A 26,683-nucleotide genomic window follows, 5' to 3' on the forward strand; every position below is an offset into this window, starting at 1 on the left:
ACCCTTTTTATTATTGGATAGTGTTTATTACTTTAAAGCGAACTTAGATGTTCCTAGTAACTTTAGTTTGTCATCATAAACATTTACCATGTAATTTCCTTTTTGGAAATCCCCTGATGGCTTGTTTATAAAATCACATACATCTAAATCATTGTTTTCGTAATAGAAATTAGTTTCTTTGCTATATGATACTGAGGCACCGTCCTCACTAGATTTAGACATTCCTCCGCCTAAAACATTACCTTGAGGATCTAAAACTTCAACAAGGAATTGTCTGTCACCTGCTTCAGCAATTACGTTATCAGCAACAGTAAAACAGATTTTAAATTTATCTGTACTTTTTGCTCTGGAAGTAGATACCAATTTACCGTTATTACGCTCTCTTACAGCATCAACAGTAAAAGAAGATAAATTTAAAGCAGAACCTCTTTCGACAGCGTCAGCTAACTGAGTATTTTGTACTACAAGTGAATCGTTAAATACGGTTTGTTTTTCCAATTCTACAAAGGTGCTATCTCTTTGCATCGCAATAAGCGTATTAGACTTAGTCAAAGAATCTACCTGACGCAATAATTGCTCTCTTTCTTCCTTAAGAACATTAACCTGCCTTCTGTATCTTGAAAGTGAAGCGATATCAGCTTTCATAGTTTTAACAGAGTCAATATACTTTGCAATTCTATCCCTTGCACCAACTAATTCTTCATTTGTAGCATTGCTTTCAAGGATAGCCTTATCGTATTCAGACTTTAAGCTATTCAAATCCTCCACAACAAGATCTTTCTCTTGTGTAAGAGCCATAGTTGTCTTTTTCTTATCCTGATAGAGACTAACAGTGTAAATAATAGTAGCTAATAGAACTACGCCTAATAAGCCAGCTATAACTTTTAATCCATTGTTACTTTTTGTTTCAGTCATAATGTAAATATTAATTAACCTTTTTGTTACTTTATAGAAAGTATTTGTTTGTATAAGTCTATATACGGTTTAGATTTACTTTTAGATTTTTCTTGTTAAAAAATATTTTAAATAATTTTAACACGTAGTTCCTGATATTAGCCATGGTTACCTTCAAATTGAAATACTTATAATTTCCATGAAAATAATCCCTTTCAGACCGGGTCTTGCCAAATACTTCAGAGATTTGAATTTATCATGGCTGGAGAAACACTTTTACGTTGAACCTAAGGATGCTGAATTACTGGAAAATTGCAAAAGTAACATCATAGATAAAGGGGGATATATTTTTTTTGCAGAAAAAGACGCTGAAATTATTGGCTGCTATTCGCTTATTAAGTTAAAAGATTCTACCTACGAACTTGGCAAAATGGCTGTTGACCAGGCTTATCAAGGGCAAAAGATTGGACAAAAACTCATGATGCACGGAATTGCTTTTGCCAAAAGTCAAAATTGGAAAGATTTAATTCTGTATTCCAATACCATCCTCGAACCCGCCATTTATATCTATAAAAAATTTGGGTTCACGGAAGTACCTCTCGAAAAGAATACACCTTATGCACGAAGCAATATAAAAATGCAACTTGTACTTTAGTAACCATTTATTCAATATCTTTAATTTAAGTACAACGATCTTAATTTAAATCAATACCATGAAAAAGCTTATTATTCCAATTACACTTATTTGCTTTTTGTTTTTGAACGGCTGTAAAGAGAAGTCTAAATCAGAATCCAATCTTGATTCGGAACCTCAATATGGAGAGCAATTACAGGTGCCGCCTGTACCTCAATCCAAAATCAAAATAATGCCTATTGAACACGCCACCACTGTACTTGAGTGGGGTGATATTACCATTTACATTGACCCTGTTGGGGGTGCTGAGGTATTTAAAAATCAAAAGCAACCCGATTTAATTCTGATCACAGACGTACATGGAGATCATTTAAGTTTGGAAACACTAGAGGAGCTAAATACCGAAAAAGCCAAGATCATTGTACCTCAGGCAGTTGCTGATAAAATCCCCGCCAAATATACGCCGCAAATTGATGTATTGAATAATGGAGATTCAAAGGAGCGATTTGGTATTACTGTTGAAGCAATCCCCATGTACAATTTGAGAGAAGAAGCTAAAGCATTTCATGAAAAAGGAAGAGGAAATGGGTATGTTTTAAACATAGGTGATCAACGATTGTATTTCTCAGGTGATACTGAAGATATTCCCGAAATGCGGGCACTACAAAATATTGACAAGGCGTTTATTTGTATGAACCTGCCCTATACTATGACCATAGAAAGTGCTGCCAGTGCAGTGCTTGAATTTCAACCCGGGGAAGTTTATCCCTATCATTATCGGGGCAGACCAGATATTAGTGATGTTGGTAAATTTAAAGAATTGGTAAATCAGGGAAATTCGGACATTAGTGTTATTCAACTGGATTGGTATCCGAGTGATGATTTTTAAGAAATAGTCTTAAGGAGTAAAGTTTTACCTGATTAATTTCTTATACTTTATTCTTTTGGGCATAATATCTGCTCCTAAGCGTTTCTTTTTATTTTCTTCATACTCGGTGAACGAACCCTCAAAGAAATAGACCTGGGAATCGCCCTCAAAGGCCAGTATATGTGTACAAATACGATCCAGAAACCATCGATCGTGAGAAATTACTACGGCACAACCTGCGAAATTTTCCAAACCTTCCTCTAATGCCCTTAAGGTGTTTACATCCAGATCATTTGTAGGTTCATCTAATAACAATACATTACCCTCTTCTTTTAAAGTCATTGCGAGATGCAATCTGTTTCGTTCTCCTCCGGAAAGCATATTTACTTTCTTATTCTGTTCACTTCCTGAAAAATTAAATCGACTCAGATATGCCCTGGAGTTAACCTGCCTTCCACCCATCATAATTAATTCCTGACTGTCGCTGAAGTTTTCCCAGATAGACTTTTCTTTCTGAATATTAGAATGGCTTTGATCTACATAAGCTATTTTCGCTGTTTCCCCCACAATAAATTCACCTTTGTCCGGTGCTATTTCCTCCATTATCATCTTAAAAATAGTTGTTTTCCCAGCCCCATTAGGCCCTATTACCCCAACTATTCCGGCTTGCGGTAACTTAAAATTTAAATCTTCATAAAGCAATTTATCACCAAACGCTTTGCTCACATTCTTAGCTTCAATAACATTGGTTCCAAGCCTTGGACCATTTGGAATATAGATTTCAAGCTTTTCATCAAGTTGTTTTTGATCCTGACTTAATAACTTATCGTAATTCTTAAGACGGGCTTTTTGTTTAGCCTGCCTGCCTTTTGCTCCCTGACGTACCCAATCTAATTCCCGCTCCAGTGTTTTCTGTCTTTTCGAAGCCTGTTTGCTTTCCTGTGCAAGGCGTTTGGATTTTTGATCCAGCCAGCTACTGTAATTTCCTTTCCATGGGATACCTTCACCCCTATCGAGTTCAAGTATCCAACCTGCAACATTATCGAGGAAATAACGGTCGTGCGTTACCGCAATAACAGTTCCTTTATATTGTGCCAAATGGTGTTCTAGCCAGTGAACAGATTCAGCGTCTAAATGGTTTGTTGGCTCATCCAGCAATAAAATTTCCGGTTCCTGCAATAGCAACCTGCATAAAGCAACTCTTCTTCGCTCACCTCCAGATAATACAGCAATCTTCATATCCGCCTCCGGTGTTCTAAGGGCGTCCATTGCAATCTCAAGTTTGGTATCGAGCTCCCAGGCATTTGAGGCATCTATCTTATCTTGCAGCGCTGCTTGCTTGTCCATTAGCTTCTGCATTTTATCAGCATCTTCATATACCTCCGGCAATCCAAACATATCATTAATCTTGTTATATTCGTCAAGGATAGCCACTGTTTCTGACACACCTTCCTTAACAACTTCCAATACTGTCTTGTTTTCATCAAGTACAGGCTCCTGTTCCAAATAACCCACCTTATACCCCGGAGAAAATACTACATCTCCCTGATAGTTTTTGTCAACCCCGGCTATGATTCTCAACAATGTAGACTTACCCGATCCATTAAGACCGAGTATTCCTATTTTGGCTCCATAGAAGAAGCTTAAATAAATATTTTTAAGCACCGGAGTATTGGCATTCTTATAGGTTTTAGTAACCCCGGACATAGAAAAAATTACTTTCTTATCGTCAGACATAAACTTAATATGTTTTTGGAATAGTATTAATAAAACAGTTTAAAGAGCTGTTTTGAAATTGAAAAATATAATTGGAAACAGGGTTCAAACCCTTCCTTTTAGTGCATTGAATACCCAGGCTATTGCAAAGAATCCAATTCCAACGGAGGCAAATCCCCATCCTGCTACATCGTCGTATCGAAATGCCCCAAGTGCAATTAATCCGAAGCCGACAGAAATCATAATAAAAGTAGCCCAGGCAAGGACTGTATTCTTGTTCATTCCCATGATAGTTAGTTTAGTTGGACCTCAAATATCGGAAATTTTATAAGAATTTTTCAAAGTAAATACTTAAACTTTTATTTTTCAAAGGGAAATACTACCCCTGTTTGTTCCCTAATATCGTCCATAATCCTAATTAAATCATGAGTATTTTTCAAAGACCAAAGTTCACTTTCCAAATCACCTTTCATGATACAGCGATGTACTTCTTCTATCTCATACTCATATCCTTTTCCTTTTTTAGGCAACTGAACATTTTCTACTTCATCGTTTTTTTCAATAGAATATTCCTGCGTCTCATGCCAGCGCGGAGCTAAATACACTGTTCCTTCAGAACCGGAAATCTGTGCTTTCATTTCTGAATTAGACGTAAGACCACTGTATAATATCGCCTGAGCATTTGGATATTCAAAAATCATAGAAGTTTGGATATCTACCCCCGTCTTAAATATTTTGGAAGAAGCCAGAATTTTTTCCGGATATCCCAAAATAAGATATGCCAAAAAAATTGGATAGATCCCAATGTCCAGTAGAGATCCTCCGGCCAATTCAGGATTCAGAAGCCTCCCGTTTTCATTTCTGTCAAGTGCGTAAAAAGCAAAATCCGCGTGTATGTATGATACATCTCCAATAAAACCATCATCTAGCAAATCCTTCACTTTTCTAATAGACGGGTTAAACCTACTCCACAATGCTTCCATCAAAAAAACTTTTTTCTCTCTTGCTACAGCTATCATTTCTTCAACCTCACCCCTATTTATCCCCATAGGTTTTTCACAAAGTACATTTCTGCCCTGCTTCATGGCCTCTATACTCAACTCTTTATGAGAAGTATGTGGTGTTGCAATGTAAACCACATCTACATCTCCACAACTAAATAATTCTTTATAGCTGCCAAATGCATATTTGGCATTATTTAATGCCCCAAAATGTTTGGCTTTTTCAATATCTCGGGAAGCAACTGCCGTGAGTTCCCCATCTGCCACTAATTTTAAATCATCTACAAACTTTTGAGCTATATTCCCCAATCCGACTATTCCCCAACGAATTTTTTCTTTCATATCTTACTGTTCAGTTTTGTTAAAGTTAATCAATATTACTCCTTATCTTTAACCCTGTTAAAGAAACTGAAGATAAAGAATGGATATCAACTTCAATAAAAACGAAGATCGCAATAAATTACTAATCTCAGAGCTAAAGAAAAGGCTTATAAAGGTAAAATTGGGTGGTGGAAAAACCCGAATTGAAAAGCAGCATGAACTGGGAAAAATGTCTGCAAGAGAGCGTATAGATTACTTGTTGGATGATAATAGTAATGCTATTGAGATTGGTGCTTTTGCCGGCGATAATATGTACAAAGAACATGGGGGGTGCCCGTCTGGAGGTGTTGTAGTCAAAATAGGCTTTATTAAAGGCAAACAATGTATTGTAGTAGCGAATGATGCTACGGTTAAAGCTGGTGCATGGTTCCCGATTACTGCTAAAAAAAATCTCAGAGCTCAGGAAATCGCCATAGAAAATAAACTCCCAATTATTTATTTGGTAGACAGCGCAGGGGTTTATCTGCCTATGCAGGACGAAATTTTTCCGGACAAAGAGCATTTTGGCCGTATTTTCAGAAACAATGCCATTATGAGCAGTAAGGGTATAGTTCAAATAGCGGCAATTATGGGCAGTTGTGTTGCCGGAGGAGCCTATTTGCCCATTATGAGTGATGAAGCTCTAATTGTAGAAAAAACGGGAAGTATTTTTCTAGCCGGTAGTTATTTGGTAAAAGCAGCAATTGGTGAGGATATTGATAATGAAACTCTAGGAGGAGCTGTAACCCATAGTGAAATAAGCGGAGTAACTGATTATAAGGCAAAAGATGATAAGGATGCCTTAGATATTATCAAAAACCTGATTGATAAAATTGGGAGTCCTGTTACCGCCGGATTTAGCAGAATTAAATCTATAAAACCTGCAGAGAAACAGGAAGATATTTATGGTATTTTACCCGGCTCAAGGACGGAGCAATATGATATGCTTGAAATAATAAAGCGTCTTGTAGACAACTCCGAGTTCCAGCAATATAAGGAAGGTTTTGGGAAAACACTTCTCACCGGTTATGCTCGTATTGATGGCTGGGCAGTAGGCATTGTGGCAAATCAGCGAAAAGTAGTGAAAACGAAAAAAGGTGAAATGCGTTTCGGGGGTGTTATTTATTCCGATTCTGCAGACAAGGCCACTAGATTTATCGCTAACTGCAATCAGAAGAAAATACCTCTTGTTTTCCTTCAGGATGTTACAGGGTTTATGGTTGGGAGTAAAAGTGAACACGGTGGTATTATAAAAGACGGGGCCAAAATGGTTAATGCGGTTAGTAATTCTGTTGTACCTAAATTTACTGTTATTATTGGCAATAGTTATGGAGCCGGGAATTACGCCATGTGCGGTAAAGCCTATGATCCCAGACTAATAGTAGCCTGGCCAAGTGCCGAGCTGGCTGTAATGAGCGGTAATTCTGCAGCTAAGGTATTGCTTCAAATAGAAAAAGCATCGTTAAAAAAGAAAGGCGAGAAAATAACTCCGGAAAAAGAGGCCGAACTTTTTGATGAAATTAAAAAAAGATATGACAGGCAGATTTCTCCTTATTATGCCGCCGCACATTTATGGACAGATGCCATAATAGATCCCCTGGAAACTCGAAAATGGATTTCCTTAGGTATAGAAGCTGCAAATCTTGCACCGATCGAAAAAGCTTTCAATATGGGCGTTTTGCAAGTTTAGTTACCCAAATGTTCAGTTACCCTGGGTATTAGTAATAACTCTGTTTGCCTGCCATTTACATACCTAAAACCTTCTTCCCCATAGAATCCGGCTTCTTCGAGCATGATCCTAATATCTCTATTCCATTCCGGAACATTAATGGTCGTATTTAATTCTATCGCATACACGGTGTTGGGGTTAAGCGGATAGTTCTCACCATCGTCTTTCATAATACCTCCCTGAGAATCCCACATCCCAATTGTTGTTCCTGCAGAATGGCCATAGGATCCTAATGGATGTGTATAAATAGCAGGCCTAAATCCGGCTTCTTTAGCCTGATCTAATGCGATTTTTAATATTTGATTTCCTGTACGCCCCCTTATCATATTCTTTGTAAGATAGTCCTGTACACGATTCCCATCTTTAAGGCCTTGCTTTAAAAACTCCGGTGCTTCCTTCTCTCCCGGTTTTAGAACATAGGCCAATTCCTGACAATCGGTATTTAGCCTCAGGTAGGTAATCCCAAAGTCACAGTGTAATAAATCTCCGGGTAAAATCACCATTTGGTCTGGTCTGCCCGAAAATGAATAGAGATGACCCTCTAATTCATCATTGGTGCGCTGCACATCTACCGTAGGATGGAACCATGTCTCCAGACCCAGATCTGTAACTTTTTGCCGCATCCACCATTCTACTTCAGTAGTTGTTGTAATTCCAGGGGTAATAACTTTTTCAGAAAATGCCTCAGCAATAATTTGATGTGTAATGGATACCAATTGATTATAAATAACCATTTCCCGTTCTGTTCTTGTTTCAATCCATCTAACAGCAAGTTGTTCAGCAGATACTATTCTTGAAGCGTATTCCCTTGGTAAATTCTGCAAGAATTCCTCATAGTCTGTCTTATCTAAACCATCGGCAATATTGTGATCCTTTGAATAATTTAAACCTATTTTTTTTGGATTTCGTTCTTCTATTAGCTGAATTAATCTTTGCCATTGATCCGGTTCTTTCTCCTTATCCCAAGCCGAAGAGATGTTATTTCCCACATTGTATCTCGCCACAGCAAGTTTTTCGATAGTGTTCTTGGTTTTATCCCTGTAAAACAGCAGAATGGTTCTTCTTCTGGCATTGAGCCATGTAGCAGGCAGCATGGTTCTCAATACCGGATCTTCATTATATTCCCGTGAAATAAGAATCCACATATCCATATCCGATTGGTCCATAAGCTCCGGTAATAGTACTTCAAACCGTTCGTTTAAAATTTCATCAATAACTTGTGCTCGCTCTTCTTCTGGGAGGATTTGCTGGCATATTAAGGATGAACTAATAAAAAGCAATAGCAATGTTAGATAAGGTTTCATAAAATGGATGGAATTCTTTTGATTAAAATTCATATTGATATAACAATTGGATTTTTCAGGCTAACCGAAAATATCAGGTTTTTATCATGGCCAAACTCTTTTCTCTCATAATCTTACCATTGGTAGTGTTCTTAAAAGCCGGCAAATAAAAGATTTCTTTTGGTAACTCAAATTTATTTAAATCAGCTTTTAAAATGAGTTCCTTAAGCCCTTCGATATTTTCACCTTCAACAACTAAGACTAATTTCTGCCCTAACTTTTCATCCGGTAAAGCACCAACAAAAAATCTTGATTTTATTAACGTTGATAATTTTCGTTCAATATGTTCGGGAATTAATTTGATGCCACCTGAATTAATAATATTGTCATATCTCCCCAACCAAAGAAATTCCCTTTCCGAAATCAACTCTACAATATCATTAGTGATAACGGGTTCATCACTAATATTCGGAGCATTAATGACAAGACATTTTCTGTCATCCTGTGAAATAGATATATCAGGTAATATTTCAAAAGCATTATGGTCTGAGTTGGGATCGGTATGATTCAATGGTCTAACCGCAACATGTGTAATAGTTTCCGTCATCCCATAAGTTTCAAAAATCCTTGTAGCACTAGAGCTAATCAATTTCCTTAATTGTAAAGATACCGGAGCTCCGCCAACTATGACCGTCTCGATCTGATTTAATTTATTTATAGAAGATTCCAATTGTAGTGGTACCATAGCACAAAATTTATACGATCCTGATACACCATCAAGAGGCCTTGAAGTGGGTGCTACAAAATCTATTTCCAAACCTAGTACCATTGCTCTTACCAGCATCATCTTCCCTGCAATATATCCTGTAGAAAGGCATAGTAATACCCTATCACCCGGTTCTAACCCAAAATATTCACCGGTAACTTTGGCGGAGTTTACCATGTGCTGCTTTTTTAACGCCACCCCAATAGGAATACCGGTAGAGCCAGAAGTTCTCACCGTAAGTTCAGAATCCGGGGACAACCAATCTAGAAGAAAGTCGCCTATTTCCTTTTCAAAATCTTCTCCTTCCTTAATTAAACTATAAGCTACCTCCTTTAACTCCTCATTAGAATATCCATGGCCGTCAAGTTTAAACTGAGGTGGTATTTCAACTTCCATATACTTAAATTTAAGGTATTTTATCTAAATCTGCCGGGGTTAAAACTTCGCCGGTTAGGCGTTCCTTCCAATTAGTCCATCCATATTTTTTTGACAATATAAAGAGCACTATGGGATAGACAATAAAAACAGGTGCAAATACTTCCCAACCAATTTCGGGTTCAGAAATATCCTTATAAATAGAATTTGTTTGAAAAGCTGTCCACTCGGCGGTAACAAGTATAGCTGCCGTTAAATTATTTGCAGCATGAAAACCCAAAGCCAATTCCAGACCTTCATCCATTAGCGTAAGAATACCCAAAAACAGGCCGGTCCCAATATAAAAAACCATGACCCCATACCCTATTTTAGCTACTTCCGGATTAAAAATATGTAGCAACCCAAAAAAGACGGACGTAACCAAAAGAGGAACCCACCTGTTTTTTGCAGCTATACCCAATCCTTGCATTAAATAACCACGCATAAAATACTCTTCAAAACTAGTTTGAATAGGAATAAAAATAAGGGCAATAAGCAATAGAATTAAAAATGGGCCCGGTTGAAAATTATAGACATAATCTTCAGGTGAGATAAAGATATCCAAGCCAATAAATCCTACAGAAATTAGAGCCCACAGGAAAAATGTAAAAAACACTCTTTTCCAATCAATACTTTTCCGTGAAGTAGTCAAAGAACGAAAGCTTTGTTTATGCAAATATTTTACAGTAAGATAGAGTGCCAAAAAACCTACGACAAAGGTTAACAGAGCAAGAAAGAAAAATAAATTAGAACCCAATAGATTTGCAATACTTGCCACGTCAGTTGGGTAATCGCCTGTTTCTAAAGCTTTTGCAAGAAGAATCAATACCAGGGGTCCTGCTCCCAAAAATTGCCAACCTATGAAAATGATTATTACCCCTACAGCATACCGCCAGAGTTCATTTAATCCCTTATAACCTTGTTCTATGTACATAATTTGTTGATTAAGTTTTGTTCCCAATTCGCATTCTTATCGTAATGCAGTTTCCCTGTTTGTATTTTGAGTGGACTGTCAAAGTTATTAGTAAACAAGGACCCGGTTCCCAAACCCTGAGGCATTTTGCTATTTAGCGTATAGGTCCACTGGGCAATTGCGTTAAGGCCAATATTGCTTTCCAAAGCACTCGTAACCCACCAGCCAATATTTAATTTTTCGGCTATATCAATCCATTCCGCGCTTTCTCTAAAACCCCCAATAAGGCTGGGCTTTAAAATTATATAGTGTGGCATTATGGTTTTAAGTAGTTTCTCCTTTTCTTTCGCACTAAAGATGCCAATTAGCTCCTCATCAAGGGCTACCGGGAGTGGAGATTTTTCACAGATGTCCTTCATCTTTACAGGAAATCCTTGTTTAATGGGTTGTTCAATAGAATGTAACTCACAGGCAGCTAATTCCTTGAGTTTATCCAGGGCTTCCTCTTCTTTGAATGCCCCATTCGCATCAACCCGAATTTCTATTTCTTCTCTGGTGTATTTTTTTCTCAGTGAAGTCAGCAGCGATAGTTCCTCATCAAAATCAATGGCTCCTATTTTCATTTTAATACAACTGAATCCTGATTTTATTTTTTGAGTTATTTGTTCCTGCATATATTTTTTATCACCCATCCAAACAAGACCATTAATTTCAATTGCTGCTATAGATTTAGTGAAATTGGATGGGAAAAGCAAAAACGGGTCCTCAGACTGCAGTGAAATGAATGCCTGTTCCACGCCAAATGCAATACTTGGATAATCTTTTAAGTCTTCTAAAAGCCTTTCTTTGCCAAAATGTATATGTGAGCAAGTCCAGGACAATTTGTCTTCATATTCCGGAATATCATCAACACTAAGGCCTCTGAACAAACCGCATTCTCCAATGCCAAGTTTTCCATGATTATTCAGAATTAAAAACCAGGTTTCTTTTTTCTTCAGTATCCCGCGTGAGGTGCCACTTGGTCTTTTAAAGATTAAATCGTATTTCTTGTAAACAGCCTCCATATGAATTGGGGTTAAATTTAACCATATTTTCAGTCTAAAAATTACAGAAAGGAGGGAAATAACTAAAAAGTAATATGAATCAACCATGCTTTTTCGGGCATAGCTGAATTCTAACGTTTAAATTGAGTCTGAATAGTTATTGGTGAAAGATATTTCCTAAAAAAACAGCTCATTTTCTAAGACAAATGCAAATAACACGGTAGTGCCACTTCTATATCTAGAAATTAATTTTAGTTGCTGAAAAGCTTCTAACCAAAGCTAATGGGTAATTAGGTAAAAAGAAATAGGTCAGATAATTAAACTTCGAGCGATTCCCCTATTGGTAATAAGTGCAATTTTTTACCGGCTTCCACAAATGCTTCCTGAGCCTGAGTATGGTCTATTTCTATATATCCAAAAGTATCATAATGATACCCCAATACGGTATCACAGGAAACAAAATCAGCAGCTATTACTGCATCTTCTATACCCATCGTAAAATTGTCGCCAATTGGCAAAATTGCGAGGTCTAGTTGATGTGTTAATGGAATTAATTTCATATCCGTGGTCAAAGCGGTATCTCCGGCTATGTATACTTGTTTATCATCAGTTGAAATTATAAAACCCCCGGGTTGACCGCCATATGTGCCATCCGGAAAAGAAGAAGTATGTATTGCATTTGTATATTTTACTTTTCCGAAGTCAAAATTCCAACTGCCACCGTGATTCATTGGATGCACTTTAAACCCTTTGGCCTGATAATGCATAGCAATTTCATAGTTGCTTACAATTACTGAATCAGCTCGTTTACCAATGGCCTCTAAATCCAAAATGTGATCCTGATGCGCATGGGTAACCAGGATATAATCCGGATTCAAATCTTCAATATCAACCTTTCCGGCTGCCTTTTCGTTTGCGGTAATAAACGGATCTACTAATACCTTGTATTGGCCTATCTCTAATAGTAGGGATGCATGCCCTAAAAAAGTAATTTTCATGATGTGCGAATTAGTAGTTCAAATTTATTTAAAATTGAACCAAAAACGAACACCTTCAGTAGTTTTATCAATATTTAGGGTAGATTGTAACTGATTTACCAAACGCTTCATTAATCGGACGCCCATTGAAGAATTGGCTCTTTCTTCGGAGTCTTCACTAAGACCAACACCATTGTCTGTATACTCAAAGAACCCCTGATCCCCATTTTTTCGAAGGTGAATATATATCTTACCATTTTCATCACCCTCGGGAAATGCATATTTGAACGTATTGGACACTAACTCGTTAAGTATTAATCCAAAAGGAATAGCCCTGTCTATATCTAATTCAACACCTTCTGCGTCAATAGTTATATTAATGTTGTGCCCTCCTTTTTTGAATACCGATTGCACACTATTAACCAAACTTTCTATATAACCCTGCATTTCAATAACAGACAGGTCGTCATTTTGATATAACTTCTGATGTATCAGGGCCATAGCTTTAACTCTGCTTTTACCTTCTTCCAGAGCTTCAATTGCGGCTTTACTGCGGGTGTTTTTCGTCTGCAAGCTCAAAAGGCTGGATACCATTTGCAGGTTATTTTTAACGCGATGATGAATTTCTTTTAGCAGGGAATCTTTTTCCACAAGAGAATTCTCAATTATATACTTTTGTTCGGCAATAAGACGTTGATTCTTTATACTCTTTAAATAGGCATAAACTAATCCGGCAAAACCCAAAAGGGTAAAAATCAAAGAAATAAAGACTAAATTAATTTGTTCATCCTTAGCCTGCATTTCATTTCTGGCACGTTCCATCTCCATCTTTTGTGCATCTATCATTCGTTTGGAATTCTCAATTTCATATTTTGCAACAGTTGAAAGCTGTTGTTTTTTAAGTGAAGAGTCATTAGTGTTTATAGAATCTGCAATCCTGACATTTTTCTTCAAATAAAAACTTGCATTTCTATAATCTTCTATCTTGTCAAAATATGCAGCGAGTAATCTATTTTTCTTAATGATATGCTCTATCTTAATGGGCCTCAGCTTTTCATTTAAAATGTCCCTTGCTTTTTGAAAGTTTTCTAGTTGCAAGTGGCAATCGGCAAGAGCCAGGCTATTTTCAATAATATCTTCAGAATATAGACCTATAATGTTTTCCTCAATTAAATCGATACTATTTTCTAAATAAGGTAATGCCTCTTCAAATTGCTTAAGCTGCAAATAGGACTTTCCTATATTGCCTTCTATAATACCCTTCAATAATTTGGCATCCTGTAATTCTTTCTCTGATTTTACCTGGGTGACATCGTTTAAATAAACATCTACATATCCTTTTGCCTTTTTAAAATTGCTTAGCGCAACCGAGGAAGATTTATCGAGTAGTAAATACCGTCCTACATTATTATTGTATTCCGCGAGACCATAGAGATCACTATTATCAATGGTCTTTTTCATATCCATGATATAATCTTCCATGGCTTTTCTATGTAAGCCCAGATTAGAATAAATATCATAAAAGGTAATATTCTCGGAGAAACCTAAATCTCTTTTCTCCTGCCTGATCTCAACTTGTTTTCCGTATAGTTTTAACTGAGAATAGTTGTTATCTATAAGGTCTAACATAACCCTCTTGGTCTGCAGATTGAGCTTATCCTTTACATTGTACAAGTCATTGGCTATGGCCACACTTTTATCATAGTCTCCCAAATCATAATAGATTTGAGATTGCATAAGTTTGTAATCATTAATCGCAGTTGAATCGCCGGATTTCTCTGCAGTATTTAGATAAACATTAACCTCATCTAACCAATCATAGGCAGAATTTTCATTATACCGGTATAATGTATTGAAGAAATAATCAAACCTATCAGCAACAGTCCGCTTATCCTTAAATACATCCAATGCATTCTCATCAACGGTATCTAAAACTTGTGCTTCGACACTTTGAATTAAAGAAAGAAAGAATATTACTAAAATTTTACCCAGCGATTTTGCCATAACAAGCTTAGGGATATTTGCCAAATACTATTTTGATCAGATTAAAATTATTAAGTTAAAAACCGTAACAACAATTTAAACTTACTATTAAATAGCATTGGGCTTAAATTTTTGTTGTAAAGTAGAATGAAACTGTTGTCTACCGCAGATCTAGCTATAATTCCGCCCTGTAGCCAATCATTTTTCGTCCATACTTATTTTGCCAAAACACTTTCAATTTTCCTCCTGTAATTCATCTGACCATCTAGTTAAAATACGTTGGTCCAATAAAAAAAGACTATACACAAAGCATAGCCTTTAAACTGAAATTTATTAACGATAAGATTTGGGGTGCTGGTTTAGCATTTCAAATGTATTACCTAGAAATTTAGGATTCGGGTTTTTGTTGTGTAAGTGCATATTTATGTTGTGAATGTGCATTTTAAAGTCATATTATGCATTTCACCGGATTTTTTGACCTTTCATGGACATGTAAATCCAGATCAAAATACACAGTTCAATGCAAAACGGTTAGAATCAAAAAGAGCCTTGCCAATTTAGACAAGACTCTTTTACGAGAACACTATATGAAAATGAAAAAAATTAATCGATTAATTATACAGCCAAATTATGCCTATTCTCCTCAGTAGAAAAATAATTGTTGTGAAGTAGCTCAAATGTGTTGTGAGAGGCGTTTTGAAGGCCATAAAGGAGTCTTATAAGGTACTATCCTTATATACAAAAAGCGATGAAACAGTTTAAATTAAGAATTCATGGCTGAAATAATAAACTCTTTAAAATCCTTAGAAATTGGGATCAGAGTATTATTTATCATAATATCTCTGGAGTTAATTGCATCTATGTGATCAACGTTGACGATATAAGATTTGTGTGCTCTGTAAAACTTATTCTTTGGCAATTTCTCTAAATAATCTTTTAAAGGAGACCTAACAAGAAATTTCTTGTCAACTGTATTCACTTCCAGGTAAACATTATCCGCTTTTATAAACTGAATATCACCAAACTGAATTCTATAATAAAGATGCTGCTTTTTAACAAAAATTGAGTCTTTGAGAACTGAATTGGATACTACTCTATCTTCATCTTCCGGGTGTTGCTGCCCTCCTTCTTTAGTTGAGTAATCAAAATTTGAAAGAGCAATCTCGATGGAAGTATATAAATCCTGTTGCTCAAAAGGTTTAACAAGGTAGCCATTAGGCTTAACCGTTTTAGCGTTCTCTACGGTTGCTCTATCAGAGTTGGAAGTAACGAAAATAAACGGAATATTGTAGTTATCTCTGATATGTTTCCCCAGGTCTATTCCAGTTTTGTCGGAAGCTAAAATGATATCAATAAGCACCAGGTCTACATGATTGCTTTTTAAAACCTCTTCAGCCTGTTCATAAACAATGACATTGTCTACAATTTCATATCCTATTTCCTCCAACATTGATTGCATGTCGTCTGCAATAATGACATTATCTTCTACAATAAGAATCTTAATAGCTTGTTCCAAAGTAAGTAAGGGTTTTGTGGGTTACGTCGACTCAAATTTACAAAAAATAATTATACACAATATAAAACAGGAATCCCAACAGAAAAGTACTGAGTGCTACTTTTTTTAATTCAGGATCAAAGTTCTTGGGATTTTCAATCTTTTTTACCGATCTCAAATGGATAAAAAGAGGTACAAATGCGATCAAACAAATGGCGCTTTTCCACGAGTAAAAATGAGTCCCTACAAATAGGAGCATAAAAATAAAAGCTAAAATAATTAGGGCATAATGATATGCTTTCCCTTTAGATCGTCCAATTTTGACTATCAATGTATTTTTATTGGCCTTTTTATCCGATTCAATATCTCTTAAGTTGTTCAAATTGAGTACTGCAGTACTAAGAAAACCTATTGAAGCAGCAGGAAGTATGGCCATAGCCAGTAAAAACTTTGTATATAAAAACATGGAACCCAGGACACTTAATAGTCCAAAAAATATAAATACAAAAAGGTCACCAAATCCTTTATACCCATAGGCATTATTGCCAACTGTATACCTAATAGCTGCCCAAATACTGGCAACCCCAAATATTATGAATAAAAGCACATATATAAGATGTTCCTCCTTAAAAGAGAAGTATAGAAGCAGAAAGACCAGTAATAAATCTATAATAACAGATATACGAATCCCGGTTTTTAATTCGCTTATAGATAATTGGCCGCTTTGCAGTGCACGCATGGGTCCAATTCTATCCTCATTGTCCGTGCCCTTTACTCCATCTCCATAATCATTCGCAAAATTCGAAGTTATTTGAAAAGCCACGGTAGTTAACAAAGCAAAAATAAAAATATACAAATCCCAATGACCGTAGATATTTGCCAAAGCAGTACCTACTAATATACCGGACAATGATAAAGGAAGTGTTCTTAAGCGGGCCGCACTAAGCCAAGCTCTGAATTTGGTCACTAATAAGGATCTTCAATTTTTATTCGCTTTCCATCCTGATAGGATGCAACAAAGGCATCTTCAAAGCCCATTTTAACTAATTGATACCTAAATGATCTTGCTTCTTCCAACGTTTCGAAATTTCCAAGGGAATAAGAATAAAAAGGGTTGGTTTTAACAAACATCGTGTTCGTTAAGGATTCTGAGGCAAGGGTAAGGTTATTATCCACAAAGGATTTAACCTGAACTGAGTAAATTTTTTCTTTTTCTAAAAACATTTTAGCCAGATAGAATTCTTTGACTAAACTCAGCTCTTCATTTTTTTGCTGAAGATTGTCAATTCTGGTTTTTACAGCATCCAGGCTATCGATAGAAACTAATAAATTTTGATTGTCATAGGTATTAGACCTGCTAAGGCCGGCAGTAAAAGAAGTAACCGCAAGAGCTCCAATTAGAAAAAGTGTAGTGACTCCGGCGAGTATATTTCTTTGGATCTTACTTCTTTTTAATTCTTTATTTTTAAATTTTATCTGATCTAATAAGCGTTCATTTATAATCTGCGCTTTGTCAATGTCTTTATGTAATTCTAATAAATCACTTTCTTCAATAAATGGCATTTGATATTTAATTTAGGGGGTCAACGGTTAAAAATAAGTAAAAAGCTTATTATCAACAAAATATATAGGTTTATTTAGCAAAAATAACAGATTTATGGGAAGAATTAAAAACCTGATAGGTAATTGTTTATAACTATTTAAAGTTATTTCTCCTTATGCTGTATAAATCCCATCACTTTTAATTTTAATTTTCCTCTCCTTATACAGGGTTCCAATAGCTTTTTTGAAGGTTTTTTTACTCATTTGAAACATCTTCTGTATCTCCTCCGGAGATGATTTATCATGTATTGGGATATATCCATTTGCCAATTCCAACTTCTCAAAAATCTGTTTAGCAGCAGGTTCAAGACCCAAATGACCAATCGGTTTTAAAGAAATATCAACTTTATTATCTTCTCGAATATTCTTTACATACCCTTTTAATTTCGCCCCAACTTTCATAGGTTGAAATACTTCGCTTTTAAATACCAGTCCCTTGTATTTATTATTGATAATGACATTCCAGCCTAATTCGGATCGTCTGCTGACCAAAAGATCTACTTCTTCCCTGGGATTTAATGAGAGCTCCTCATTCTTGGTAAATCTGTCCAATCTTGATGAAGCTACTAACCTGAAAGTCTTTTCATCGAGGTAACAATAAACTACATAAGATTCTCCTTCAATCATTTTTGTCTGCTGTTCTATAAAGGGTACCATCAAATGTTTTTCCAGACCCCAATCTAAAAAAGCACCAAATTCGTTTACCTCAGCTACTCTAAGGCAACCAAAACTATTTCTTTTTATTAAAGGTTTTAGGGTTGTGGCAATAGGGCGTTCTTCGTGATCCAAGTAACAAAATACGCTTATGTCATCCCCTATTCTAAAATCATCGGGAACATATTTTGAAGGCAATAATAAATCATCCACATCATCGTCACCCAGAAATAATCCTACACCTGTTTCCCTAAGAATTTTTAATGTGTTATAATTTCCTAATTCTATCATTTAGTACGGCTATTCAAAATGGTATTAAAAAAGCCGTTCCTATAAAGAACGGCTATTTTTTTGTTCTAATTATAAACAGATTCTTTTTTAAAGTGCTTTGCTAAAATATAATAGACCACTGCACGATGTTTATTTCTTTCCGATTTGCCATATTTGTCAATTACACTTTTGATTGCTTCCATTAGTTGAGGGCCATCTGTTAGCCCTAATTTTTTTAGTAAAAAATTCTTTCTGACAGTTTCAAGTTCAGCTTCATCCGATCCCGACACTTTAGAAGAATCCATATTATATATGGCAGGACCAAGTCCGATAGTAACTTTTTTCAGCAAATCCATATCAGGAGTTTGACCAAATTTACCCTTGATATCCGCTGCGTACTTCTCAATGAGATCATCCCTCCTATTGCTCATAATGCAGGTGTTCTTTTATGGATTTATTAATTTTCTAAGATATGAAATCAAAGTAACTGAGCAAAATTTTATCATTCAATAATCGAGGGGTTTTTACCTCTAAAAGCACTGGCGTTTTAGAAGGCATATAAAATGTAGACAAGATGGTATTTAAGGTATTTTGATCTTCAGCTACCAGATGAGCTATATTATATAATGAACAAAGACTTTGCAAATCCAAATCCTGTACGGTCTCAAAGAAAGTCTCAAAGTTCTGTGAATTTTCCATACCTGGTAAGATTCTGAAAATCCCCCCGCCACCATTATTAATTACTATTATTCTAAAATCGTTTCGTATATATGAGTTCCAAAGGCCATTGCTGTCATAGAAGAAACTCAGATCTCCTGATATCAGCAAGGTAGGATTCACCGAATGAATTGATGAACCAATCGCGGTGGATGTACTTCCGTCAATACCACTGGTGCCTCTATTGCAAAATACGCTAAGTGAAGGGTCTATGTCAAATAATTGGGCGTATCTGACAGTGGAACTATTTGCCAATTGTAACTGATAGTTTTTAGGAATCCCGCAGCAAATAATTTGAAACGCCAAAAAATCTGTAAATGGAATTTGATCCAAATATATTTCCCTTTTAGTCAGATATTCATGTTTTACTTCATTCCATTTGCTAAAGTAATTACTGGGCAGCTCTATAATATGCTCCAAAAATTGTTCGAAAAACGAATTTTCATCCGTCTTAATGTGCTTTGTAAGACTAAAAAAGGTGTCAAAGGCTTTTTTGTTATTTATATGCCAATGATGCTTTGGTTTATACTGTCTGAGAAATGCCTTAATCTTTTTTGAAACTATTAACCCACCCAATGTTATAAGCAATTCTGGCTGCAGTTCTCTAAAAAGCCGGTCTTTGTCTTTTGATTTTTCAATAGGTGCAATGATACTATCAATACTTGGAAAAAAGTTTTTATTATTTACATTTGATGTAACCTCTGTAAACACTAGTACAGAATCATCATTCGCAAGAGTCTTTAAATATTCAGAATTGATTCTGCCAGGGTCATTAACCCCGATGATTATCATTTTCTTTTCACATGAATTCCAAATTTGGGCGAGATCTTGAAAATTTATATCCTCATTATTCTTCTCTAAATCTAATGGGGAACAAAAAGGGCTTAACTCCGGATTTTCTTCAATGTCATATAAAGGCTCTTCAAACGGTATATTTATTTGTACCGGGCTTTTCTGAATAATTGCTGCCTGCAAGGCGTTATTTAACTGGGCATCATTAAAACCTTGAATTTTAGACTGCAGTTGTTCTAATGTATAATCTTTTGGAAATAAAGAAGGATCAAACTTCTTTACTGTCTCGGTCGCATGTGAGATATCTTGCTTCAAATTGGCTGAATAACCTATATGCTTTTCAAATAATGACTCTTGTCTGATAGTCTGACCATCGCCAATATCTACTTTATAAGCAGGTCTATCCGCAGATATTACTACCAGCGGTATATCACTATAAAAAGCTTCTGCCACTGCCGGATAATAATTCAAAAGTGCACTCCCGGAAGTACAAACAGCTATCACCGGCATTTTTAAATGCTGTGCCATTCCTAAGGCGAAAAAAGCTGCACAACGCTCATCAACTATGCTATAACAAGAAAAATAAGGGTCATTTGTAAATCCAATGACTAATGGGGCATTCCTTGAACCCGGGGAGATCACTACATTCTTAATACCCCTTGATTTGCAATGGAAAACAACCGATTGGGCCGAAGGAATACTGGAATATTTCATAGGCAACACAAAAATACGACGGAACTTATTGTTAATCCAATGAATTGACTCATTTAAATATCATATTTAGCATGGTTTCACTTTTGTGAACTGTTTCTATCCATTCTTGTTCTGCGTTTGAATCCGAAGTTATTCCACCTCCAACATAAAGTAAGCCTGAATCACCTTTTATCTGCATACACCGAAGGTTCACAAAGAGATGCGTGTTCTTGTCTTTACCCATATTTAGTTCTCCTAAATATCCTGTATAAAACTCCCGATCATAATTCTCATACTTTTTAATAAATGCTTCTGCCTCATTTACAGGAAGTCCGCAAACGGCCGGGGTGGGATGCAACGCCTGGATTATTTTTTCCATTTCCAAATCGCGAATCGTTCCCCAAATTTTAGTTTTTAGATGCCATAAATTACCTGCACGTACAGAATCAACTTTACCAATTGACAAATCAGTGACGTATTTCCTGAGCTGTTCGACTATATGACAGGTAACCAATTCCTGCTCCTCTAATTCTTTTTTACGCCACAAAGGCCTGTTTTTTGCCATACTCTTCGTTGTACCTGCCAGAGACACGGTAAGTAAAGAGTTATTTTGTTTAAGCAAAAGTAATTCGGGAGTAGCTCCTATCCAAAGACCAATTTTGGGATGGTACCAGCAATAGCAAAAAGCATTAGGATAAGTATCCAGGATCTTTCGAAATATTTTAATGGGTGAGGATTGATTGGGAACCACAATCTTTCTTGACAAGACAACTTTTTCTAATTTGTTAGTTCCTATTTCTTTAATCCCTTTTTTTACTATTTCAATATGATATGTTTTGTCTTCTTCTAAGATTTCAGGAAAGCTGGTGTCATTGAAGTCGAATTCCCTTAATTGATATTCATGGGAAAAGACTTTATCAGGGAGAATAAGTACCGCTGGAGCTTTTTTGTCATAAGGTGCGAAAACAAAGCCTGTCTCGGTAAAATCCAGTAATTGATGGAGCGCTGAATCATTTTGAAAAACGGAGATTACCTTATTGGTGTTAGGTTTTCTATAGGCAACAAATGGTAATTCACTTTTCCAGTGCGCTTCAATCATACCAAGGTGTTCTTGAAACATGCTAGGCTCTTGGTAGGGAAATGGTGGTTAATTTACACAATGAGATGAGGTTGTCTTCTTTGTCAGTTATTCTGATATCCCACAATTGTGTGGTTCTTCCATTATGAATAATTGTGGCTCTGGCGAACACCTCTCCCTCACTTATACTCCGAAGATGATTTGCTGATATTTCGATACCACGTACAATAACTTTTTGAGCGTCAAGAAATACATAAGAAGCGGCGCTCCCAACACTTTCGGCCAGTGCAACAGTGGCACCGCCATGTAAGATGCCGTCTGGTTGATGAACCCTAGAATTTACGGGCATTTTAGCCACCAGGAAGTTTTCTCCTACATCAACATATTCAATTTCCAAGGTCTCCATCAAGGTATTTTTACGGATATCGTTGCAAACCTTTAGTATTTTGTCCCTGTATTCGTTCATAGAAAAAATTTTGCGTAAAATTAAGCATTCAAATACAACTAATAGCAATTGAAACAATATGAGTAATAAAACTTTGGAAAAATCTGTCAGGTATCAAAGCACAAACACCTATGAAACGTTAAACAAGCTTACAAAAGAAACAAAAAATGTTTGGATAGTTTTTCATGGGATCGGGTATTTGAGCAAGTATTTCCTGAAATATTTTGACGAACTGAATCCTTTAGACAATTACATTATTGCCCCACAGGCACCTTCCAAATATTACCTGAATAATTCCTATAAACATGTAGGCGCCAGTTGGCTGACAAAAGAAAATACCAAAACTGAAATAAATAATAACCTTAACTATCTTGAAGCTATTTTGCAAGAGGAAAACATCCTATCTAAACACAAGCTCCTTATATTTGGTTACTCCCAGGGAGTATCAATGGCAACAAGATGGGTGGCTCAGCGCAAAATTAAATGTAATCATCTGGTGCTTTATGCAGGTGGAATACCAAATGAACTGACTAAAAATGATTTTTCACATTTAGACGATTCTACACAGATATCTATTATTATAGGCAATAAGGATGAATATCTTACCAAAGAACGCTTAACAATTGAGAGAGGAAAAAGCGGGATCATATTTAATGGCAGGGCAAAGGAACATATTTTTGATGGTGGTCATATCGTTAAAAAAGAGCTTATTAATAATTTGAAGATATGATAAAACCTATTACTCTGGAAAATGAACGAGTAAGGCTCTCACCGCTCACGCTGGAGAATTATACTAATTTACTTTCAGTGGCTTCCGAGCCTAAACTTATTCAATATTCACCATCTGATATAGAATCTCCCGCTGCACTCAGAACTTATGTGGAGACAGCTCTCGATCAACAGAAAAAAAATACCTCCATCCCCTTTATTATTTATGACAAAAAAAATGGGGATTTTGCAGGATGTACGAGATATATGAATATTGATCATAGTAACAAAGTATTGGAAATTGGCGCTACCTGGATTGGTAAAAAATTTCAGGGTACCGGACTTAATTCTGAAATGAAGCATCTGCTAATTAACCATGCATTCATTGGGCTGGTGTTTGAGAAAGTTTCCTTTCGGATTGACGAGCGAAACACGCGATCCCGAAAAGCTGTGGAAAAACTGGGCGCAGTTCTGGAAGGAATACTTCGTGAAAATGTTTATTTGCTTGATGGGTTTAAAAGAAATACCTGCGTTTATGGAATTCTAAAAAATGAATGGGATATAATCTAACCTTTTAATAATTAATAGTGTTACTCTTCAACTTCAATTGTTTCATCCGGATAATACGTAATACTTCGGGTTGAAAAAAGATTTTTTGGTGTGATGATTTTTTTCACCCAATTACCTTGGTCTTCTCCATCGAATTGGTAGATATATTCTTTAGTGTTGACAGATTTTTCAATTTTTTCAACCTCCTTTAAAAGCATGCCAGTATCATCATACGTATAGTTTATAGCCTTATTGGGAACAAATGATTTCTTTTTTTCATCGTAATTAAATTCTTTTAATGAGGTTAATTTATTTTCCGAATTGTAGATCATTTCCCGGGCTTTATTAGGAATTCCTTCAATAAATTCTTTAGTGAGAACTATTTTGTTCTTAACTCCTTTTCTATTCTTTTTATAAGAAGTTCTTATTGATTTAAGAACCAAACCATTCAACAAATAGGTTATGGTTGTTTCGCCCTTGTAGGTAGTATATTCAATATTTGTCTCGTCAAATCCTGCATTGTTCGATCTGATTATTTTTATAAGATTTCCATCTTCATTGTATGAATATTCGTAAATATCCAGCACTTCGCCATCATAAGAAATAATTTTTTCCGTAACTTTTTTCGAAGAAGTAGTATCAACTTCATAAAAATGTGCAATTGAAGTCTGCTTATCAAACTCACCTTCCAGATAAATCTCATCACGCTTTTCCATCAACTGATCCCCTGAATATTTATAATAGGTGATATTATAATCAGAATCGCTATAGCGTGTTACATTCTTGGTGAGTAGCCCTTCCCTATTGAATTCGAATTCTTCTTTACCATAATCCGTGATTACAAGACAAGACTTAACAGTTCCCCTTAGGTCGAAGTCTTCTAAAGTGAAAATTTGAGGTTCCTGGGTAAAAATCTTACCTGGTAATAAGAAAAGTCCTATTACCATGATGAGGTCCAAGATGATTGTAGTATAGATTTTTTGCATCTCCACAAAATTACTAGTTTATACCTCAACATGAAAACAAATAACATACCGAAAATAAAAAAGGGCGGAAAACCGCCCTTTCATACCTAAATTTATATGTTCTTTATTTTACTTCTTCAAAATCCACATCTTCAACATTATCTCCTTCTTTCGTGTCTTCAGAAGTAGTCTCTTCACCATTAGGTGATGCACCGGCCTGCTGAGCTTCAGCCTGAGCCTTATACATCTCTTCAGAAGCAACCTTCCAAGCCTCATTAATTTTATCAAGTGCAGCTGTTATTGTTTCAACATCTTTACCTTCATATCTTGTCTTCAGATAATTTATCTCCAAACTCAGTTAATTGCTTCTCGGTCTGGAATATCATACTATCTGCCTCATTCATTTTATCTGCAGTTTCCTTTGCTTTTTTATCAGATTCTGCGTTAGCCTCTGCCTCTGCCTTCATTTTGTTGATTTCCTCTTCAGTAAGTCCGGAAGAAGCTTCAATTCTGATATCCTGCGTCTTGTTCGTAGCCTTATCAGTAGCAGAAACTTTAATAATTCCGTTTGCATCAATATCAAAGGTTACTTCAATCTGAGGCACTCCCCTTTGAGCAGGTGGAATTCCATCCAAATGGAATCGTCCAATGGTTTTATTATCTGTAGCCATAGGTCTCTCCCCCTGCAAAACGTGGATCTCAACGGAAGGCTGATTATCTGCTGCTGTAGAAAACACTTGTGATTTTTTAGTTGGGATAGTAGTGTTAGAATCAATTAATTTGGTCATTACTCCTCCCATGGTCTCAATTCCCAGAGATAATGGAGTAACATCTAGCAGCAAGACATCTTTCACATCTCCTGTAAGAACACCACCCTGGATAGCAGCCCCAACAGCTACAACTTCGTCAGGGTTAACACCTTTTGATGGTTTTTTCCCAAAGAATTTCTCAACAGCTTCCTGAACTGCGGGAATCCTAGTAGATCCTCCAACCAAAATAATTTCATCAATATCACTTTTCGAAAGTCCTGCAGCTTTTAAAGCTGTTTCACAAGGCTTAATAGTTCTTTTTACCAGGTCGGCAATTAATTGCTCAAATTTTGAGCGTGTCAATGTTACCACAAGGTGCTTTGGCCCCGAAGCTGTAGCAGTTACATAGGGAAGATTAATCTCGGTTTGTGCAGAAGTAGACAATTCAATTTTTGCTTTTTCTGCTGCCTCGCGCAATCTTTGTAACGCCATTGGATCTTTTCTTAGATCAATGCTCTCTTCCTTATTAAATTCATCGGCCAACCAGTCAATAACTTTTTGATCAACATCATCACCACCTAAATGAGTATCGCCATCTGTTGACAATACTTCAAAAACGCCATCTCCTAATTCCAAAATAGAAACATCATGCGTACCACCACCGAAATCGAATACTACTATTTTCTGATCCTTGTGTTTTTTATCCAATCCATAAGCTAATGAAGCTGCTGTTGGCTCATTAATTATTCTTTCTACCTTAAGACCTGCAATTTCTCCTGCCTCTTTTGTTGCTTGTCTTTGAGCATCATTAAAATACGCAGGAACTGTAATTACGGCAGAAGTAACAGACTGTCCTAAATAATCTTCAGCTGTTTTCTTCATTTTTTGCAGCACCATTGCCGAAATTTCCTGAGGCGTATACAAACGTCCATCAATATCTACTCTAGGTGTATTATTATCTCCTTTAGCAACCTTATAGGGTACTCTGTCAATTTCTTTTTGACATTCCGAGAATTTATTCCCCATAAAACGTTTAATGGAATATATTGTGTTTTTTGGGTTAGTTACTGCTTGTCTTTTAGCAGGATCCCCAACTTTGATTTCACCACCTTCTACAAACGCAACGACAGAAGGGGTAGTTCGCTTACCTTCGGCGTTGGGTATCACAACCGGCTCATTGCCTTCCATTACGGAAACGCACGAGTTTGTTGTTCCTAAATCTATTCCTATAATCTTGCTCATCTATTTTATTTTATAGTTAATATTTATCCATAGTTCAACGTTTAATTTAATGACAAACAGTATGCCAACAGGAAAAAACTGACAGGATGTCACTACCAGGGGTAGCTATTACTGAGTAGCACTTTGGTCCATAGTATGTTAGA

At 36.1% G+C, this 26,683-nt stretch carries 24 protein-coding genes and 1 pseudogene; 5 read left to right on the forward strand and 20 right to left on the reverse strand.

The window, feature by feature from the left end:
* Window positions 1–27: 27 nt before the first annotated feature.
* The gene (locus tag Q0X89_RS09345; protein WP_297693435.1) at window positions 28–915 is read right to left on the reverse strand and encodes a hypothetical protein; all 888 of its coding nucleotides are present in this window, start codon (window positions 913–915) and stop codon (window positions 28–30) included.
* Window positions 916–1,093: 178 nt separating this feature from the next.
* Here Q0X89_RS09345 and Q0X89_RS09350 point away from each other — a divergent pair, with 178 nt between their 5' ends.
* Both Q0X89_RS09350 and Q0X89_RS09355 read left to right on the forward strand, forming a co-directional pair.
* On the forward strand, window positions 1,094–1,549 hold the full coding sequence (locus Q0X89_RS09350) for a GNAT family N-acetyltransferase (RefSeq protein ID WP_297693436.1): 456 nt from the start codon (window positions 1,094–1,096) through the stop codon (window positions 1,547–1,549).
* 58 nt (window positions 1,550–1,607) lie between these two features.
* The gene (locus Q0X89_RS09355) at window positions 1,608–2,417 is read left to right on the forward strand and encodes an MBL fold metallo-hydrolase (RefSeq protein ID WP_297693437.1); all 810 of its coding nucleotides are present in this window, start codon (window positions 1,608–1,610) and stop codon (window positions 2,415–2,417) included.
* Between the two features lie 24 nt (window positions 2,418–2,441).
* On the opposite strand, the gene ettA is transcribed toward Q0X89_RS09355, so the two are convergent.
* The 3 genes from ettA to Q0X89_RS09370 all read right to left on the reverse strand — a co-directional run bounded on the left by ettA (window position 2,442) and on the right by Q0X89_RS09370 (window position 5,455).
* Window positions 2,442–4,133 (reverse strand): energy-dependent translational throttle protein EttA, encoded by a 1,692-nt coding sequence (gene ettA, locus Q0X89_RS09360; protein WP_297693438.1) that lies wholly within the window; start codon window positions 4,131–4,133, stop codon window positions 2,442–2,444.
* A gap of 84 nt (window positions 4,134–4,217) precedes the next feature.
* Complete coding sequence (locus Q0X89_RS09365) at window positions 4,218–4,400, reverse strand: CAL67264 family membrane protein (RefSeq protein ID WP_297693439.1); 183 nt, start codon at window positions 4,398–4,400, stop codon at window positions 4,218–4,220.
* 71 nt (window positions 4,401–4,471) lie between these two features.
* Entirely contained in the window at window positions 4,472–5,455 is a 984-nt protein-coding gene (locus tag Q0X89_RS09370) for a Gfo/Idh/MocA family oxidoreductase (protein WP_297693440.1), read from the reverse strand.
* A 79-nt stretch (window positions 5,456–5,534) separates the two neighbouring features.
* On the opposite strand from Q0X89_RS09370, the gene Q0X89_RS09375 reads away from it, so the two are divergent.
* On the forward strand, window positions 5,535–7,163 hold the full coding sequence (locus tag Q0X89_RS09375; RefSeq protein ID WP_297693441.1) for an acyl-CoA carboxylase subunit beta: 1,629 nt from the start codon (window positions 5,535–5,537) through the stop codon (window positions 7,161–7,163).
* Here the strand turns inward: Q0X89_RS09375 and Q0X89_RS09380 are convergent.
* The 14 genes from Q0X89_RS09380 to Q0X89_RS09445 all read right to left on the reverse strand — a co-directional run bounded on the left by Q0X89_RS09380 (window position 7,160) and on the right by Q0X89_RS09445 (window position 22,348).
* Window positions 7,160–8,506 carry a M24 family metallopeptidase gene (locus Q0X89_RS09380; RefSeq protein WP_297693442.1) on the reverse strand — a complete coding sequence of 449 codons (1,347 nt, stop codon included), beginning with the start codon at window positions 8,504–8,506 and terminating at the stop codon, window positions 7,160–7,162. The genes Q0X89_RS09375 and Q0X89_RS09380 overlap by 4 nt on opposite strands.
* Window positions 8,507–8,579: 73 nt before the next feature.
* Window positions 8,580–9,647 (reverse strand): AMP-binding protein, encoded by a 1,068-nt coding sequence (locus tag Q0X89_RS09385; RefSeq protein WP_297693443.1) that lies wholly within the window; start codon window positions 9,645–9,647, stop codon window positions 8,580–8,582.
* A 10-nt stretch (window positions 9,648–9,657) separates the two neighbouring features.
* A complete protein-coding gene (locus tag Q0X89_RS09390) occupies window positions 9,658–10,599 on the reverse strand; it encodes a CPBP family intramembrane glutamic endopeptidase (RefSeq protein WP_297693444.1) in 942 nt (313 codons plus the stop codon).
* Entirely contained in the window at window positions 10,590–11,642 is a 1,053-nt protein-coding gene (locus Q0X89_RS09395; protein ID WP_297693445.1) for an o-succinylbenzoate synthase, read from the reverse strand. The genes Q0X89_RS09390 and Q0X89_RS09395 overlap by 10 nt, the downstream gene beginning before the upstream one ends.
* 296 nt (window positions 11,643–11,938) lie before the next feature.
* A complete protein-coding gene (locus Q0X89_RS09400; RefSeq protein WP_297693446.1) occupies window positions 11,939–12,619 on the reverse strand; it encodes a metal-dependent hydrolase in 681 nt (226 codons plus the stop codon).
* A 24-nt stretch (window positions 12,620–12,643) separates the two neighbouring features.
* Window positions 12,644–14,602, reverse strand: a complete 1,959-nt coding sequence (locus tag Q0X89_RS09405) for a histidine kinase dimerization/phosphoacceptor domain -containing protein (protein WP_297693447.1) — start codon at window positions 14,600–14,602, stop codon at window positions 12,644–12,646.
* A gap of 742 nt (window positions 14,603–15,344) precedes the next feature.
* On the reverse strand, window positions 15,345–16,097 hold the full coding sequence (locus Q0X89_RS09410) for a response regulator (protein WP_297693448.1): 753 nt from the start codon (window positions 16,095–16,097) through the stop codon (window positions 15,345–15,347).
* A 37-nt stretch (window positions 16,098–16,134) separates the two neighbouring features.
* On the reverse strand, window positions 16,135–17,043 hold the full coding sequence (gene menA, locus Q0X89_RS09415) for a 1,4-dihydroxy-2-naphthoate octaprenyltransferase (protein WP_297693449.1): 909 nt from the start codon (window positions 17,041–17,043) through the stop codon (window positions 16,135–16,137).
* Complete coding sequence (locus Q0X89_RS09420; protein ID WP_297693450.1) at window positions 17,043–17,639, reverse strand: SPOR domain-containing protein; 597 nt, start codon at window positions 17,637–17,639, stop codon at window positions 17,043–17,045. Before Q0X89_RS09420 ends, menA begins: the two co-directional genes overlap by 1 nt.
* A gap of 153 nt (window positions 17,640–17,792) precedes the next feature.
* Window positions 17,793–18,623, reverse strand: coding sequence for a S1-like domain-containing RNA-binding protein (locus tag Q0X89_RS09425; RefSeq protein WP_297693451.1), 831 nt, complete (start codon window positions 18,621–18,623; stop codon window positions 17,793–17,795).
* Between the two features lie 65 nt (window positions 18,624–18,688).
* Window positions 18,689–19,033: a DUF2853 family protein gene (locus tag Q0X89_RS09430; protein ID WP_297693452.1), complete on the reverse strand. Its 345-nt coding sequence runs from the start codon at window positions 19,031–19,033 to the stop codon at window positions 18,689–18,691.
* Window positions 19,034–19,067: 34 nt separating this feature from the next.
* The gene (gene menD, locus Q0X89_RS09435) at window positions 19,068–20,825 is read right to left on the reverse strand and encodes a 2-succinyl-5-enolpyruvyl-6-hydroxy-3-cyclohexene-1-carboxylic-acid synthase (RefSeq protein WP_297693453.1); all 1,758 of its coding nucleotides are present in this window, start codon (window positions 20,823–20,825) and stop codon (window positions 19,068–19,070) included.
* A gap of 49 nt (window positions 20,826–20,874) precedes the next feature.
* On the reverse strand, window positions 20,875–21,924 hold the full coding sequence (locus Q0X89_RS09440) for an isochorismate synthase (RefSeq protein WP_297693454.1): 1,050 nt from the start codon (window positions 21,922–21,924) through the stop codon (window positions 20,875–20,877).
* A gap of 1 nt (window position 21,925) precedes the next feature.
* A complete protein-coding gene (locus Q0X89_RS09445; protein ID WP_297693456.1) occupies window positions 21,926–22,348 on the reverse strand; it encodes a hotdog fold thioesterase in 423 nt (140 codons plus the stop codon).
* Window positions 22,349–22,406: 58 nt separating this feature from the next.
* Between Q0X89_RS09445 and Q0X89_RS09450 the strand changes: the two genes are divergently transcribed.
* Together Q0X89_RS09450 and Q0X89_RS09455 are read left to right on the forward strand one after the other, a co-directional pair.
* The gene (locus Q0X89_RS09450) at window positions 22,407–23,057 is read left to right on the forward strand and encodes an esterase (RefSeq protein ID WP_297693458.1); all 651 of its coding nucleotides are present in this window, start codon (window positions 22,407–22,409) and stop codon (window positions 23,055–23,057) included.
* Window positions 23,054–23,605, forward strand: coding sequence for a GNAT family protein (locus Q0X89_RS09455; RefSeq protein ID WP_297693460.1), 552 nt, complete (start codon window positions 23,054–23,056; stop codon window positions 23,603–23,605). The genes Q0X89_RS09450 and Q0X89_RS09455 overlap by 4 nt, the downstream gene beginning before the upstream one ends.
* 20 nt (window positions 23,606–23,625) lie before the next feature.
* On the opposite strand, the gene Q0X89_RS09460 is transcribed toward Q0X89_RS09455, so the two are convergent.
* Both Q0X89_RS09460 and dnaK read right to left on the reverse strand, forming a co-directional pair.
* A complete protein-coding gene (locus Q0X89_RS09460) occupies window positions 23,626–24,570 on the reverse strand; it encodes a hypothetical protein (RefSeq protein ID WP_297693462.1) in 945 nt (314 codons plus the stop codon).
* 103 nt (window positions 24,571–24,673) lie between these two features.
* A pseudogene (dnaK, locus tag Q0X89_RS09465) lies at window positions 24,674–26,540 on the reverse strand (molecular chaperone DnaK).
* Between the last annotated feature and the right edge of the window lie 143 nt (window positions 26,541–26,683).

This window comes from uncultured Eudoraea sp. (assembly GCF_947258525.1).
Classification (GTDB): domain Bacteria; phylum Bacteroidota; class Bacteroidia; order Flavobacteriales; family Flavobacteriaceae; genus Eudoraea.